At 64.7% G+C, this 15,659-nt stretch carries 9 protein-coding genes and 1 pseudogene; 6 read left to right on the forward strand and 4 right to left on the reverse strand.

Going from position 1 to position 15,659, the window contains the following annotated elements; genetic code table 11:
• The first annotated feature begins 268 nt into the window (after positions 1-268).
• The 3 genes from AC5Y31_RS15630 to AC5Y31_RS15640 all read left to right on the forward strand — a co-directional run bounded on the left by AC5Y31_RS15630 (position 269) and on the right by AC5Y31_RS15640 (position 4,206).
• On the forward strand, positions 269-874 hold the full coding sequence (locus AC5Y31_RS15630) for a TetR/AcrR family transcriptional regulator (RefSeq protein ID WP_065025858.1): 606 nt from the start codon (positions 269-271) through the stop codon (positions 872-874).
• Positions 875-943: 69 nt separating this feature from the next.
• Complete coding sequence (locus AC5Y31_RS15635) at positions 944-1,390, forward strand: MmpS family transport accessory protein (protein ID WP_499981422.1); 447 nt, start codon at positions 944-946, stop codon at positions 1,388-1,390.
• The gene (locus AC5Y31_RS15640) at positions 1,387-4,206 is read left to right on the forward strand and encodes an MMPL/RND family transporter (RefSeq protein WP_499981424.1); all 2,820 of its coding nucleotides are present in this window, start codon (positions 1,387-1,389) and stop codon (positions 4,204-4,206) included. The genes AC5Y31_RS15635 and AC5Y31_RS15640 overlap by 4 nt, the downstream gene beginning before the upstream one ends.
• Before the next feature lie 24 nt (positions 4,207-4,230).
• On the opposite strand, the gene AC5Y31_RS15645 is transcribed toward AC5Y31_RS15640, so the two are convergent.
• Both AC5Y31_RS15645 and AC5Y31_RS15650 read right to left on the reverse strand, forming a co-directional pair.
• Positions 4,231-5,646 carry a hypothetical protein gene (locus AC5Y31_RS15645; protein WP_499981426.1) on the reverse strand — a complete coding sequence of 472 codons (1,416 nt, stop codon included), beginning with the start codon at positions 5,644-5,646 and terminating at the stop codon, positions 4,231-4,233.
• A 367-nt stretch (positions 5,647-6,013) separates the two neighbouring features.
• A complete protein-coding gene (locus AC5Y31_RS15650) occupies positions 6,014-6,298 on the reverse strand; it encodes a hypothetical protein (protein WP_499981428.1) in 285 nt (94 codons plus the stop codon).
• Positions 6,299-6,486: 188 nt separating this feature from the next.
• Between AC5Y31_RS15650 and AC5Y31_RS15655 the strand changes: the two genes are divergently transcribed.
• Positions 6,487-9,252: a helix-turn-helix transcriptional regulator gene (locus AC5Y31_RS15655; protein ID WP_499981429.1), complete on the forward strand. Its 2,766-nt coding sequence runs from the start codon at positions 6,487-6,489 to the stop codon at positions 9,250-9,252.
• Positions 9,253-9,266: 14 nt separating this feature from the next.
• On the opposite strand, the gene ku is transcribed toward AC5Y31_RS15655, so the two are convergent.
• Positions 9,267-10,163, reverse strand: a complete 897-nt coding sequence (gene ku / locus AC5Y31_RS15660; RefSeq protein WP_499981431.1) for a non-homologous end joining protein Ku — start codon at positions 10,161-10,163, stop codon at positions 9,267-9,269.
• Positions 10,164-10,225: 62 nt separating this feature from the next.
• Here ku and AC5Y31_RS15665 point away from each other — a divergent pair, with 62 nt between their 5' ends.
• Positions 10,226-12,508: an ATP-dependent DNA ligase gene (locus tag AC5Y31_RS15665; protein ID WP_499981432.1), complete on the forward strand. Its 2,283-nt coding sequence runs from the start codon at positions 10,226-10,228 to the stop codon at positions 12,506-12,508.
• 3 nt (positions 12,509-12,511) lie between these two features.
• Positions 12,512-13,459: pseudogene (locus AC5Y31_RS15670) on the forward strand (fumarylacetoacetate hydrolase family protein); the annotation flags it as partial.
• Here AC5Y31_RS15670 and AC5Y31_RS15675 read toward each other — a convergent pair.
• Positions 13,458-15,560, reverse strand: a complete 2,103-nt coding sequence (locus tag AC5Y31_RS15675; protein WP_499981434.1) for a cellulase family glycosylhydrolase — start codon at positions 15,558-15,560, stop codon at positions 13,458-13,460. The pseudogene AC5Y31_RS15670 and the gene AC5Y31_RS15675 sit on opposite strands and share 2 nt — an antisense overlap.
• Between the last annotated feature and the right edge of the window lie 99 nt (positions 15,561-15,659).

Genomic DNA, 15,659 nt, shown 5'->3' on the forward strand with positions numbered 1-15,659 from the left:
CCCCACCCTGCACATGCCGACCGGCACACCACCGCCAACAACCCCACCAGCCCCACCAACGGCCGGCCGCGGCCTAATGATGCCCACCCGCAAACGCACCCGAATCCAAGACCGCGCCCACCGCATCAACTCCGAACGCGCACTCAACAAAGCCCCACCCTGACGTGATGAACAGATGACTCACGCCGGCAGTACCACACTCCCGCCGCCTATCTGGCGATATCGACTGCGAGCTGAAACGCTCCGCCGACTTTGCCGGCGGCGCTCTATGGTTGATGCCGTGAGCCAGAACCTCGACGTTGCCGGCACCTCAACCTGGTCGCCGCGTGAAGTCGAGCTGTTGGAAGTCACGCTGCAGCTGTTGCAGGAGAACGGCTACGACCGGTTGACGGTGGATGCGGTCGCGGCGACCGCGCGGGCGAGTAAGGCCACGGTGTACCGGCGTTGGCCATCGAAGGCCGAACTGGTGTTGGCCGCGTTTACCGAGGGCATCCGCCAGGTCGCCGTCCCGCCCGACACCGGCACTCTGCGCGGCGATCTGGTGCGGCTGGGCGAGCTGGTCTGCGAGCAGACCGCGCAGCATGCGAGCACCATCCGCGCCGTGCTGGTGGAAGTGTCGCGAAACCCCGCGCTCAACGATGCGATGCAGCACCAGTTCATCGATCAGCGCAAGGCGCTGATGCTCCACATCCTGGGGCAGGCCGTCGATCGCGGGGAGATCGATGCCGCCGCCGTCAATGACGACCTGTGGGACGTGTTGCCCGGATACCTCATCTTCCGGTCTCTGGTGTCGGGCCGGGCGACCACGGCGCGCACGGTGGCGGATCTCGTCGACGAAGTGGTCATTCCGAGTCTGACCCGCTGCGCACGCTGAGGCCCGCGGTCATGAAATCGCCGCCGCCGGACTATTGAGCCGTACGGTTCCGTACCGTACGCTTGGTCGGTGCGCAGACCGTCGCTTTTTCCGCTGGTCCGGCGTGGGTGGATGGTCATAGTTGCCGTGGCGGTGGTCGCCGTCGCGGCATTCTGCGTCTACCGGCTGCACGGCATCTTCGGCGCGGGCGACACCACGTCGACCTCCAGCGACGCGGGCGAGGAGATCGTCCCGTTCAACCCCAAGGACGTCGTCTATGAGGTCTTCGGCGCGCCGGGCGCCGTCGCCACCATCAACTACCTCGATGTCAACGCCGCCCCACAGCAGGTCATCGACGCCCGGCTGCCCTGGCGGTACCAGGAGACCACGACTGAACCGGCCGTCATCGCCGACCTGCGCGCACAGGGCGACGGAAACATGCTGGGCTGCCGCATCTTCATCGACGGTGAGCTCAAAGACGAAAGGATCGTCGACACCGTGAGCGCCTACACCTTCTGCTTGGACAAGTCCGGATGAACGAGGACGGCCGACGGCCCTTCTGGCCCCGCGTCATTCGCCGTCTGGCACTGCCGATCGTGCTGTTCTGGGTGGCGCTGGCCGCGGTCACGAACAGTCTGGTGCCGCAGCTGGAAGTGGTCGCCGAGGCCCACAACGTGGGGATGAGCTCCCCGGACGCGCCGTCGTATCAGGCGGCGAAACGCATCGGAAAAGTGTTCCAGCAGTACGACACCGACAGTGCGGCGATGATCGTCATCGAAGGCGAACAGCCGCTCGGCGCCGATGCCCACCGTTTCTACGACACCCTGGTCGCCAAGCTGGAACGCGACACCGAGCACGTCCAGCACATTCAGAACTTCTGGGGCGATCCGCTGACCGCCGCCGGCTCGCAGAGCAACGACGGCAAAGCCGCTCTGGCGCAGGTATTTCTGGCCGGAAGCCAAGGCGAGACGTTGGCCAACGAATCGGTTGCCGCCGTCCGCGGCATCGTCGAGAACACGCCGGCACCGCCCGGCGTCCGGGCCTACGTGACGGGTGCGGCGCCGCTGGTCGCCGACCAGTTCTCGGTCGGCAGCGAGGGCACCAACAAGGTCACCGCGATCACCTTCCTGGTCATCGCGGTCATGCTGTTCGCCGTCTACCGCTCGGTGGCCACCACCCTGCTGGCGCTGCTCACCGTCGCCATCGAAATGGCCGCCGCTCGCGGATTCGTCGCGTTCCTCGGCTACCACGAGGTCATCGGATTATCCACGTACTCAACCAATCTGCTGACCCTACTGGCGATCGCGGCAGGGACGGATTACGCGATCTTCATCATCAGCCGCTACCAGGAGGCACGCGCGGCCGGCGAAGACCCAGCAACCGCCTTCTACACCATGTACCGGGGCACCGCCCACGTCGTGATCGGCTCGGGACTGACCATTTCCGGCGCGGTGTACTGCTTGAGCTTCACCCGGCTGCCCTACTTCCACACCCTGGGACTGCCCGCCGCGATCGGCATCTTCGTGGCGCTGATCGCCGCGCTGACCCTCACGTCGGCCGTGCTCACGCTGGGCAGCCGATTCGGCCGTTTCGAACCCACCCGGGCGATGCGTACCCGCGGCTGGCGCAGAATCGGCACCGCCATCGTCCGCTGGCCCGGGCCCATCCTGGTGGTGGCGTGCGCGGTCGCCCTGATCGGTCTGCTCGCCCTGCCGGGCTACAAGACCAGCTACGACGCCCGCGAATACATGCCCGACCGCGCCCCGGCCAATATCGGCTACGCGGCCGCCGAGCGGCACTTCTCCCAAGCCCGGCTGAACCCCGAACTGCTGATGATCGAATCGGACCACGATCTGCGCAACCCGGCGTCCTTCCTGGTCTTGGAGCGGGTCGCCCGGGCGGTGTTCCACACCCCGGGCATCGCCAAGGTGCAATCGATAACCAGGCCGTTGGGCACCCCGCTGAAGCACACCTCGATACCGTTCGCGGTCGGCCAGGGCAGCGTCGCGCAGACCCAGAACCTGAAATACCAGATGGACCGGGCGGCCGATCTGCTCAAGCAGGCCGCCGAAGCCGAGAAGTCGGTCCACACACTGGAACAGCAATACGCGCTGCAGCAGCAGCTCGCCGATGCCACCCACACCCAAACCCAGAGCTTTCATGACACCGTCGCCCTCACCAACGACCTGCGTGACCAGATCGCGAACTTCGACGACTTCTTCCGGCCGATACGCAGCTACTTCTACTGGGAACCGCACTGCTTCGACATCCCGGTGTGCGCGGCGCTGCGCAACGTGTTCGACCTGCAGGACGGCATCGACAAGCTCAGCGAAAAGCTCGAACAGCTCACTACGGCCTTCGACCAACTGGACGCCTTGCAACCGCAGCTGGTGGAGTTGATCCCGTCCCAGATCGAAAGCCAGCGGGTCAACCGCGACCTGGCCCTGAACAACTACGCCACCAACTCCGGCATCAGCGACCAGTCCGCGGCCGCCAACGACGACCCGGCCGCCATGGGACAGGCCTTCGACGAAGCCAAGAACGACGACTCCTTCTACCTGCCGCCCGAGGCGTTTACCAATCCGGAGTTCAAACGCGGGATGAAACTGTTCCTCTCACCGGACGGCAAAGCCGCGCAGATGATCATCACCCACGAGGGCGACCCGGCGACCCCGGAAGGCATCTCGCACATCGACAAGATCCGCGACGCCGCGAAGGAGGCCGTCAAGGGCACCCCGCTGCAGGGTTCGCACATTTATCTGGCCGGCACCGCCTCGACCTACAAGGACATCGCCGACGCAGCGAAGTACGACCTGCTGATCGCCGGGATCGCCGCATTGAGCCTGATTTTGCTGATCATGATGATCATCACCCGAAGCCTGGTCGCGGCGATCGTCATCGTGGGCACCGTCGCTTTGTCGCTGGGCGCCTCATTCGGGCTCTCGGTGCTGGTGTGGCAGTACCTGTTCGGCATTCACCTGTACTGGATCGTGCTGGCCCTGGCCGTAATCCTGCTGCTGGCGGTGGGATCGGACTACAACCTGCTGCTGATCTCACGGTTCAAAGAGGAGATCGGTGCCGGCTTGAACACCGGCATCATCCGGGCGATGGCCGGGACCGGGTCGGTGGTGACCGCGGCCGGTTTGGTGTTCGCCGCCACCATGGCGTCGTTCATCTTCAGTGACCTGCGGATTCTCGGCCAGATCGGGACCACCATCGCGTTGGGCTTGCTGTTCGACACGTTGATCGTGCGGTCGTTCATGACACCGACCATCGCCACGCTGCTCGGACGCTGGTTCTGGTGGCCGCAACGGGTACGCCAGCGGCCCGCGCTGACTCGAAGCAGTGCTTAGGGCCACGGCAGTCAAGCAGCGAGTTCAGTCGATCAGTACCGGGCGCCCAAACGCTTGGAAAGGAGCAACCCGAACGCCAGCGTCGTCGAACAGCTTGGCGATGGCCATGACCTCGTCCGGCTTCACCGGACCCGTTATTGCGTGCTCGTGGGCTTCATACTTCGCAATTACCGCTGCTTCCTGTCCGCAGGCGAATTCAGAATAACGACCGTACAGCCCCGAATCGTCTCCGTAGTTGTACGGGATCCCATCGGTGTACAACCCATCGCGCGTGATGAATCTGGAATCGCTGCCATCTTCGCCCACTACCCACACCAACTTCCCGTTCTTCGCCTCGACCTGCTGTTTGTCAAAACATCCGGGCTGACTATCATCGATGATCACCTTGCCGTCTAAGTCGAGGTCATCGTATTCCGTTTGGCCCAAGTCGATTCGCCCAGTTACGGCGGCGACGACGATATTACATTGGCGAAGTACATTCGCTGCCGTGTCGGCGACCAGTACTTTCTCCTTGAGGTCATCGAAAGCGCTCAAATCGATGGCTCTTTTGTCATAGCTAAATATGCGGTGGCCCTCGATCAACTCAAGCGCGGCTATGGTGGTCGACCAACCGATGGAACCGGCTCCCCCGAGTACCCCGATTTGACCATTGGATTGCACCGACGTCTCACGCAGGATTTTCTTGATCGTGTTGACGATCATGTAGACGGTGCCGCCGTGGCCTGTTGTTGTGACCAAGTCGCTCATGCCATCGATGGCGAGGAGCCGTCGACCGAAATTTGTGATCGTCGGATGCGGCAGGATGGCGCCGAGTCCCAATACCTGGGCCCCGAGCTGGTGGTGGGCAAAATGTGCTGCCTTGGTGAGGACCGTGTCGGCCACGGTGGCCATATGGGATGCCTGCGTAGGATCGGTGTTATTCGGCCACAGATCCGGCAGCATGTCGCTATACATCGGCACGAGAACTAGCGCGCCCGCCTCCTCATCGATGTCGCTATTGGTATAGGTGTCGAGAACAGTGGGAGGTAAGCCATACATACCGCGCATCCGTATGTTCGAATCGATTCCGAACCTGTCGGGGTCGTATAGCCGAAAGAACGGTATCGATTCGCTAGCGTTCGCCACATCGTCTCGGCATGATCGCATCGGAACACAGAACGCGCGTCCTATCCGTCGGCCAATTTCGCGCCGGCCCTCGAAGTAGTCGAATGAGTAATTGACGAAGTGCTCACTGGCTGCAAGCGCTTCGGCGATCTCACGAGGCGCTGCATCCGTTTCGGTAGCAACGGCGCAGGCAACATCTTGTAAATTCTTGAGGAGTTGGTCGCGCGAGAAGTTAGTATAATCTGGCGGCCTGGCGATCCAAATTCCACCTTTTGCAGTCAAATGTGAGCTAACCCCGGCGACCTCGGGCGCGGTCCTCTTACCTGACGTCGGCACGATCTAACCTTCGCGCGTTTCAAAGCCGCGAGTGTGGCGAATCGCCAGTCCCCATTGGTCAAAGTGGGCAATACAATTTCCTATAAAGGCTGGAACGAATAAAATTTTCATGTATAGCTGTGCCACTGTACTGGCGAGTCGCTCACGCATCGCTTGGTTCTTTCAGTTACTGATGTCGAAAATATCGCTGGTCCAAATGGAACCGGCAACTAGTCTGCAAGTGGTTCTTCGAGTGAATTTCTCTCCGCCGTACGAACGATCGCCACTAGTGTGCGCGGCGTCGTTGATATCCGGGTTGCAATCTCATTGGAGAGCGCACGACAGAATTCGCAGCCTGACGGTGTCGCTGTTCAAGTATTGGTGTCGCTCACCGGGTTTGCCGGGGCGGGGGCACTTCGCCGCGGGCCTGGCGGAGCTGGTAGGCGCGAATCTCTGCCTCCTCGGCGGCCTTTCGCTTCGCGGCGCCCCGCTTCTTGAAGTCGGTGTAGGTGGCAAAACTTCCCACACCCAAGCAGATCAGGCCGAACACCCCAAGGAGGCTCGAACCTGCACTGAACCCGACGACCGCAAAAAGTAAGCCGCCAAGCGTGAGGATTCCGGATTGGAAGCGCTGCTTATCAGCGCTCGAAAATGTTGGTTCGAGTATTCCCATCGTCTTCTCCTGTCGCCCATCGATAGCCCCGGATCGAGCAGGTACCTTATGTCCACGATCGATCCCGTCCCGCCAAAATGTAGATCACCGAAGCAGGTGGAGGAATCGGGGTTTTCCCTAACAATGTGACTTGTTGCATCATCGCAGGTCCGTTGCCTCAACGTTTGCTCGAGTGAGATGATCACGCGGTGTCTGCGAGCGTGGTGAGCCGGGAGATCGAACTGCGCGCGGTGGCCAAGTTCTTGTCGGCGGCGCAAACCGGGCCAGCTGGCCTGGTGCTGGAGGGCGAGGCCGGTATCGGTAAGACGACGCTGTGGCTGGCGGCGGCAGAACAGGCGACTCAACGTGGGTTCCGCGTGCTGTCCGCCCGTACAGCGCAAACCGAATCAACTCTGGCATATACCGTGGTAGCGGACCTTTTTCAGACCGTTGCGCCGCAAATGTTCGCGTGTCTGCCGGATATCCAGCGGTTGGCGGTGGATCGGGTGCTACTGCGCGCCAGCGCCGAGGGGCCGCCGACAAATCATCGGATGGTCGCTGCGGCGTTCGTGTCGGTGATCGAAGCGCTCGCTGCGGATGCGCCGGTGGTGCTGGCGATCGACGATATCCAATGGATCGATTCGTCAAGCAATACGGTCATTGCGTTTGCCGCGCGGCGGTTGAAGGGGCGCATCGGCGTGTTGGCCACCGAGCGTTTAGAACCCGACAAGCCCAATGCGACGCAGTGGTTGCAGCTTGCCGATCTCGACGGCCTCGCGCGGGTTCCGGTTCGCCCGCTGAGCCTGAGCGGGCTGCACACCTTATTTTCAGAGAAACTGCATCGCTCGTTTCCTCGTCCGACGATGGTCAAGATCGCCGAGGCATCTGGCGGCAATCCGTTTTATGCGCTGGAGTTGGCCCGCGCGTTAGCCGAGGACGGGGCGATGGCCCAGTCGGCGCTTCCCGGGACTCTTGCTGGCCTCGTCCGCATTCGGCTTCGGCATCTGCACGATGAAGTCCGCAATGTCTTGCTTGCGGCGGCATGCGTATCGGCTCCCACCGTCGACCTGCTCGCTCGAGTGAGCGATACCAGCGTCGAGCGGATCATCGACCTGCTTGAATCGGCTGAAAGGAGTCGGATTGTCCTGATCCGGGGCAACCGTGTGCAGTTCTGTCACCCACTGTTGGCCGGTGGCATCTACGCCGACAGCGACGCGGCGCGGCGGCGGGCGGTGCATCGGGCTCTGGCTGAGATTGAGGACTCGCCCGAACTGAAAGCCCGACATCTGGCGCTGGCGGCTACCAGCGAAGATCCGGCCACGTTGCAGGCAATTGATGCGGCCGCCGAATCGGCCTTGGCTCGCGGAGCCCCTGTTGCGGCCGCTGAACTGGTGAGTCTCGCGATCGGTCTCGGTGGTGACACACCCGACCGTCGTATCCGGGCGGCCGAACACCTTTTTCAAGCCGGCGACATGGAGCGATCCGTGGCACTGCTCGAGCCGATCGTGCCGCGGCTGGCCGGTACCCAGCGGGCGACCGCTCTGAACTTGCTTGCAGCGGTGCGCATCTACGACAACACCTTCCTACACTCGGTGAGCGGACTCAAATGCGCCATCAACGATGCGCGCGGTGAGCCGGTGGTCCTCCTGCAGACGCTGATGCTGCTTTCATTCGCGCAGATGAACGTCGATGAGCACGACGAATCGGTGGAGCATGCACGCCAGGCAGTTACGCTGGCCGAAACGCTGGGCGATCCCCATCTGATCAGTCAGGCGCTCACCTTGTGGGTGCTGATGAGTTTCTGGTTTGGACGGGGCGTCGATGAGGTCAGCATGACGCATGCATTGGAATTAGAGGACCCAACCCGCGGCGTTCCGTTCCCGTTTCGCGCCACCGCCATCAATGCGCTCATCCTGGCTTGGACCGGGCAGTTGGAACTGGCGCACGCGCGGTGGTCTGCCGCCCGCAGTCGGTTTATCGAACGGGGTGCTGACCGCGACATGATGATCGTGGCCTCATACGGAACCTTGATCGAGATATGGCGGGGACGTTTCGATGCGGCGGCGGCCGTTGCCGAGGACGCCGTCGAACGGGCCGAGCAACAAGGTGGTGGGGCAATGCTGGTGATTCCGCTCAGCGTGCGCGCCGCGGCAGCCGCCTATGCCGGGCGCGAGCAAGAAACCCGCGCAGACGCGGAACAAGCCCTCAAAGCCATCCAGCGCTCTGCGTCTGCCCGGCTACCGGATTACTGGGCCACCATGGCGTTGGGTTTTCTGGAGGTGTCGCTGTGCCGTTACGACGAGGCGCTGAACACGCTGCAGCCGTTGCTCTCCATCTTTGACACCGTTCCCGGGACCGAGATCATTACGGCGTGGTATCTGCCCGATGCGATTGAAGCGATGATTTCGTTGAGCCGGTTCCAGGATGCCGAGCCGCTGATCGAGGCGCTCGAACGTAACGGTCATAGGCTGGAGCGCCCATGGATGTTGGCTGTTGGTACGCGATGTCGCGGTATGTGGTTGGCGGCTCAAGGCGATGTCAGCGCCGCCGAAATGTCTGTGAAATACGCGATGACCATGCACGACCGGTTGCCGATGCCGTTCGAGCGCGCGCGCACCCAGTTGTTGCTCGGCCAACTCCAGCGTCGGCAACGCCGCAAGGAAGCTGCCGCGACAACACTACGTGAGGCCCAGGCTGCGTTCGAAGAAATGGGTAGCCCGTTGTGGGCCCACCGTGTCACCGCCGAACTCACCCGCACCAAGGTTTCCCCCAGCCGGAACGGCGAGCTGACACCGTCCGAAGAGCGGGTAGCTCAACTCGCGGTCGCCGGAATGACGAACAGTGACATCGCGGCGACGTTGCTGATCAGCCCCAAGACGGTCGAACACAACCTCACCCGGATATACCGGAAGCTCGGAATCCGCTCGCGTGCCCAACTTGGCCAGCGGATCGAGCAGTCATCTCGCCGAACGTGATAGCAGGGGCATGATCAGCGGGACTTCGCCGGAGCCTTCTTAGCGGACGCCTTCTTGGCCGGCGCCTTTTTCGCCGGAGCCTTCTTGGCCGGGGCTTCTTTGGCGGGGGCTTCTTTGGCGGCTGAGCGTTTCTTCACGCTGGCCTCCAGCTTGGCCAACAGGTCGGAGACGTCCTCGGTGGCATCCAGTTCGGCGGGCCGCTCCTCGGGGGTGAACGCCTCGTCGCCTTCGAGTTTGGCCTCGATCAACTCGTGCAACTGTTCCTGGTAGGTGTCGTGGTAGCGGTCGGGGTCGAAGTCGTCGGCCATCGATTCGACTACCTGCCCGGCCATTTTCAGCTCGGCCGGCTTGATATCGACCTTGACATCCAGGGCGGGGAAGTCGGGATCGCGGATCTCGTCCGGCCACAACAAAGTGTGCACCATCATCACGTCGCGCTTGGAGAAATCCTTGACCCGCAGCGCCGCCAGCCGGGTCTTGTTGCGCAGGGTGAAATGGACGATCGCCACCCGGTCGGTTTCGGCCAGCGTCTTGGCCAGCAGCACATAGGATTTGATCGATTTCGTCGCCGGCTCCAGAAAGTAGGAGCGGTCGAAAAGCATCGGGTCCAGATCAGCGGCCGGGACGAACTCGAGCACCGCGATCTCATGGTCGCGCTCTTCGGGAAGATTCGCGAGGTCGTCATCGGTGATCACCACCATCCGGCCGTCGTCGGCCTCATACGCCCGCGCGATGTCGCCGTAGTCGACGACTTCACCGCACTCCTCGCACACCCGCCGGTAGCGGATCCGCCCGTTGTCCTTGGCGTGCACCTGACGGAACTTGATGTCGTGGTCCTCGGTGGCGGTGTAGACCTTCACCGGGACGTTGACCAGACCGAATGCGATCGAACCCTTCCAGATGGAACGCATGAGGCCAGTATGCCCACCCCAACATGCGCGTAACCGGTAACGACGCGACGTAGGTTGACAGCATGGGCGCTGAGTCCTCCAAGACCCGGGTGAAGCTGACCAACGCCGACAAGGTGCTCTACCCCGCGACGGGCACCACCAAGGCCGACGTCTTCGACTACTACACGCGTATCGCGGAGGTGATGCTGCCGCACATCGCCGGACGCGCGGCGACCCGTAAACGCTGGCCCAACGGTGTCGAACAGGACTCCTTCTTCGAAAAGCAGCTGGCCAGCTCGGCGCCGGCCTGGCTGCGCCGCGGCGAGGTGCAGCATCGCTCCGGCACCACCGCCTATCCGATCATCGACGACCTCGACGGCCTGGCCTGGATCGCCCAGCAGGCCGCACTGGAAGTGCACGTACCGCAGTGGCGTTTCGAGGCCGAATGGACGCGCGCCGGCGAGGTGCTCAAACCCGGCCCCGCGACTCGCCTGGTGTTCGACCTCGACCCCGGCGAGGGCGTGACGATGAGCCAACTGGTCGAGGTCGCCCGGGCCATCCGCGAACTGATGACCGAACTCGGCTTGGACATCTTCCCGCTGACCAGCGGCAGCAAGGGACTGCACCTGTACACCACACTGGAGCGTCCGGTGGCCAGCGCCGGTGCGGCCGCGGTGGCCAAACGCGTTGCACAACAACTCGAAAGCGCCATGCCGAAGCTGGTGACCGCGACCATGACCAAGAAACTGCGGGCCGGCAAGATCTTCCTCGACTGGAGCCAGAACAACGCGGCGAAGACCACCATCGCGCCGTACTCGCTGCGCGGGCGCGAGCACCCGACGGTGGCCGCACCGCGCACCTGGGCTGAGCTGGACGACCCGAAGCTGCGGCAGCTGCGCTACGACGAGGTGCTGGCCCGCGTCGAGCGCGACGGCGACCTGCTGGCCGGGCTGGACCCGCCGCTGCCCAGACACGACCGGCTCACCGAATACCGGGCCAAACGCGACGCGGCTAAAACCCCCGAACCGGTGCCTGCCACCGCCCCGTCGGTGGGCGCCGGCAACAGTTTCGTCATCCAGGAGCATCACGCCCGCCGGCTGCACTACGACTTCCGGCTGGAGCGCGACGGCGTGCTGGTCAGCTGGGCGGTACCCAAGAACCTGCCGGACACCCCGGCGGTCAACCATCTCGCGGTGCGCACCGAGGACCATCCGCTGGAGTACGGCGGCTTCGAGGGCACCATCCCCAAGGGCGAGTACGGCGCTGGCACGGTGCACATCTGGGATTCCGGTAGCTACGTGACCGAGAAATTCGAGGACACGCCCGAGAAGGGCGAGGTGATCGTGGTGCTGCAGGGCAACCGGATCACCGGCCGATACGCGCTGATCCGCACCGGCGGCGATCAGTGGCTGGCGCACCGGATGAAAGAACAGCAGGCATTCACCTTCAACGAGCTGGCGCCGATGCTGGCCACCCACGGCGCGGTGACCCACCTGGATCCGGACAGCTGGGCCTTCGAAGGCAAGTGGGACGGCTACCGGCTGCTGGTGGAGGCCGACCGGGGCCGGGTGCGGCTGCGCGCCCGCAGCGGACGCGACGTCACCGGCCAATACCCGCAGCTGGGGTCGCTGGCCGCCGACCTCGCCGAACACCACCTGGTGTTGGACGGCGAGATCGTCGCACTCGATGACAACGGTGTTCCCAGCTTCGCCGCGATGCAGAACAGCGCCCGCTCGACCCGAGTGGAGTTCTGGGCCTTCGACCTGCTCTATCTCGACGGCCGTCCGCTGCTGCGGGCGGCCTACCGGGACCGTCGCCGCCTGCTGGAAACGCTTGCGCAGGGAACCGGTGTGGTGGTCAAAGACCTGTTGGCCCCCGACGGCGCCGAGGCGCTCGAACAGTCCCGCGGCCTGGGCTGGGAGGGTGTGGTGGCCAAGAAATGGGACTCGGCCTATCAGCCCGGCCGCCGGTCACCGGCGTGGGTCAAGGCCAAGCACTGGCGAACCCAGGAGGTCGTGATCGGCGGCTGGCGGGCCGGTGAGGGCGCCCGGGGCGGGGGGATCGGGTCGCTGCTGATGGGCATCCCGGCGGGCGAGAAGCTCGCGTTCGTCGGCCGGGTGGGCACCGGGTTCACCGACGGTCAACTGGCCGCGCTGAAGAAGAAGCTGACCCCGCTGCACACCGACGAATCCCCCTTCGATGCGCCGCTGAGCCGGGCCGATGCCGCGGGCGTCACCTTCGTCCGACCGACGCTGGTGGGGGAGGTGCGCTACAGCGAGCGGACCGGCGACGGCCGGCTGCGTCAACCGAGTTGGCGTGGCTTGCGGCCCGACAAGACGCCCGACGAGGTGGTACGTGAGGATTGACCGGTGCGGTGGGTGACCTATCGAAGCGAGGACGGCGAACGAACCGGGGTGCTGCACGGCGAGGTGATCCACGCCGCGGGGCCGGGAACGACGCTGCTGGACCTGATCGGGCTCGGCGCGGACGGGCTGCGCGAGGCCGGCGAGCGGGCACTGAACGCGCCGTCGGCCACGGTGCGGCTCGACCAGGTGACGTTGATGGCGCCGATCCCACGGCCGCCGTCGATCCGCGACAGCCTGTGCTTCTTGGACCACATGCGCAACTGCCTGGCCGCGACCGGCCGCAGCCCGGTGCTCGACGACGTGTGGTACCAGATCCCGGCCTTCTATTTCGCCTGCCCGACAACGGTTCTGGGGCCCTACGACGATGTGTCGGCAGCGCCGGGCAGTGTCTGTCAGGACTTCGAACTGGAAGTCGCCGCCGTCATCGGAACGCCCGGAACGAACCTGTCGGTGGCAGAAGCCGAGCGGGCCATCATCGGCTACACCATCTTCAACGACTGGTCCGCGCGCGACCTGCAAGCCCAGGAAGGGGTGCTGGCGATCGGGCAGGGCAAGGGCAAGGACAGCGGCGTCACCCTCGGGCCGTATCTGGTCACCCCCGACGAGCTCGAACCCTACCGCCGCGACGGCAAACTGAGCCTGCATGCCACCGCGATCGTCAATGACGTGATCGTCGGACTCGGCTCGACCGGGACCATGGACTGGAGCTTCGGCGAGATCATCAGCTACGCCTCCCGCGGGGTGCCGCTGACACCCGGCGATGTGTTCGGCTCCGGCACCGTCCCCACCTGCACGCTGGTCGAGCACCTCGATCCCGCGGCGCCGCAAGCTTTTCCCGGCTGGCTGTGCGACGGTGACGTGGTGACGCTGCAGGTGCAGGGCCTCGGTGAGGTACGCCAGACCGTTCGCGCCAGCGCCCCGCCGATACCGCTGGCGCAGCGCCCGCGGCCTACTTCGGGGTGAGCGTCACGGTCACCGTGGTGGCGCCGGCGTCGGAGCTGATGGTCAGCACCGAGGTGCCCGCCCCGGCGGTGAGCTGGCCACCGGTCACGTTCACCGTGTAGCCGTTCGGGTACTGATCTCCTGGCACCGAGATGGTGGTCGGCGAACCGGCGTCGAAGGCGCCGGAGCCGTCGGCGCGATCGGTGGAGTAGCTGAACGAGAAGACACCGTTGTCGAACGACAGCGACGTCGGGGTGCCCGAAATCAGTTGCGGGTAAGGCTCGGACAGCGCGATCAGCTTGTCGACGTTGACGTTGTCACCGGTGGGCGGCAGGTTGGGGTCCAACACCAGAGCTTGGCCGTTCGGTGAGGCGCTGGTGATGTCATTGCCGGTGTAGGCCCACTCGGTCCAGCCCCACAGGTACTTGTTGGCCGCTTGCATGCTGGCGGTGATGGTCGGGATGGTGTTGGTGGCGCCGAATTCGGTCAGCAACGCCGGGATGTTGTGTGCCTGCGCGTAATCCGCCGCGTTGGCGAATACGGCGTCGGCGTTCAGATCGCAGCCGAAGCTGAGGTCGGGGAACAGTGACGTGGTGATGCAGTAGCTGTGGAAGGAGAAGACGGAGTTCTCGTCTTCCACCGTGCCCAGGTGCGTCGGCACCGGCAGGCTGCCGAAGAGGGTGGTGGGCTCGAAGAACACCGTCTTGTTCGGGTCCACGGAGCGGATCGCCGCATCGATCTGGTTGTAGAACGGGGTCAGCTGCTGGGCCTCGAAGTACGGGTTGCCCAACAGGCTGCCCAGCCAGTTGGTGCCCGCCCACGGCTCGTTCATGATCTCGTAGCCGGCCACGTTGGCATCGCCCTTGAAGTAGTTGGCGACGGCCTGCCAGGTCTGCGCGTAATGGTTCAGCAGGCCGACCCCATCGGATGCTTTCGCGTTGCCCCAGAACCCATCCCAGGCGTGGTTCTGCGCCGGGTTGAGGAAGTAGTTGCCCGGGAAGCCCGCGTCGGGGTTGGGCAGGCCACCGCCGTCGGTCGCCCAGCCCGGTGCGCCTTCGCCGCCGAACTCTTCGTTGTAGAGGTCTTGGTGCATGTCGAGGATCGCGACGATCTTGTGCTGGGCCAGGATCTGCACGGTGTTCTGGATCGACTCCAGGTAGTCGTAGTCGATGACCCCGGGCTGCGGTTCCACCGCGGACCAGATGATGCCCAGGCGCACCGCGTTGAAGCCGTTGGCGGCGAGGAATGCGGCGTCGTCCTCGCTGAAGCCGTCAGCGGACGGCTCGTAGGGCGGGATCTTGTAGACCTGGTTGAGCCCGTGCAGCATGACGACTTGGCCGTCGCCGTTGGTGAGCCAGCCGTTGGACACCTCGACCGGCGGAGCCGTCGTTCCGGTGATGCCGCCGGGCAGCGCGCCGAATTGGCCTACCGCGCCGTGCACCCCGGCCCACAGCCCGGGATTGCCGCCGGCGCCGCCGAGGGCGGGCAATCCGTAGTCGGGGTTACCGTGACCGGTGGCTCCGTCGCCCGCGTCGCCGCCGTTGCCGCCGTTGCCCATCAGCCAGCCACCGGCACCGCCGTCACCGCCGGCAGCCCCGGCGCCCCCGTCGCCGCCATCGCCGCCGTCGCCGAAGATCCCGGCCGCGCCGCCATGACCCCCGGCGACACCATCGGTGGTGCTGTTCCAGCCAGCTCCGCCGTCGCCGAACAGCCAGCCGCCGGCCTCGCCGTCGGGATGGTCTTCGGTGCCGGCCGCGCCGTTGCCGATGACCGTCGAGCCGAAGAGCTGGTTGATGACGCCGTTGACCTGCGCACCCAGCTCGCTGTCGATCCACTTCTCAGCGGCGTCATGCAGGCCGGTGTAGAAGTCGAATCCGACAGCCGGACCCGGCTCGGCCAGCGCGGCCAGCGCGGCGTCCCAATGCTCGGGCGCCAGGAACACCTCCCAGGCGGCGGGGCTCAACAGCGCGTCGCCGTCCACGGCGCCCGCGGCGGTCACAAACGGCGCGAACAGCCCGTCCATCATGTCGTCGAAGTCGGCGTGCGCCGGCGGGGCCGACGGCACGACCAGGCTCAGGAAGGCAACGGCGCCGACGATCTTGCTGCCCACGACCCTGCTGCGGTGACGAGCCATACCGGCAAACCCCTCCCAGACACAGTTTCTGAGGTGTGTCTGAGAAGGGTAAACGAGTTACTTACCGTGCGGAAG

The sequence above is a fragment of the Mycobacterium sp. NGS18 genome, assembly GCF_059813185.1.

Bases quoted from the DNA above. Each gene is read 5' to 3' on its own strand.
- AC5Y31_RS15650 (WP_499981428.1), bottom strand. From the start codon at position 6,298: ATGGGAATACTCGAACCAACATTTTCGAGCGCTGATAAGCAGCGCTTC.
- ku (WP_499981431.1), bottom strand. From the start codon at position 10,163: ATGCGTTCCATCTGGAAGGGTTCGATCGCATTCGGTCTGGTCAACGTC.
- AC5Y31_RS15630 (WP_065025858.1), top strand. From the start codon at position 269: ATGGTTGATGCCGTGAGCCAGAACCTCGACGTTGCCGGCACCTCAACC.
- AC5Y31_RS15665 (WP_499981432.1), top strand. From the start codon at position 10,226: ATGGGCGCTGAGTCCTCCAAGACCCGGGTGAAGCTGACCAACGCCGAC.
- AC5Y31_RS15640 (WP_499981424.1), top strand. From the start codon at position 1,387: ATGAACGAGGACGGCCGACGGCCCTTCTGGCCCCGCGTCATTCGCCGT.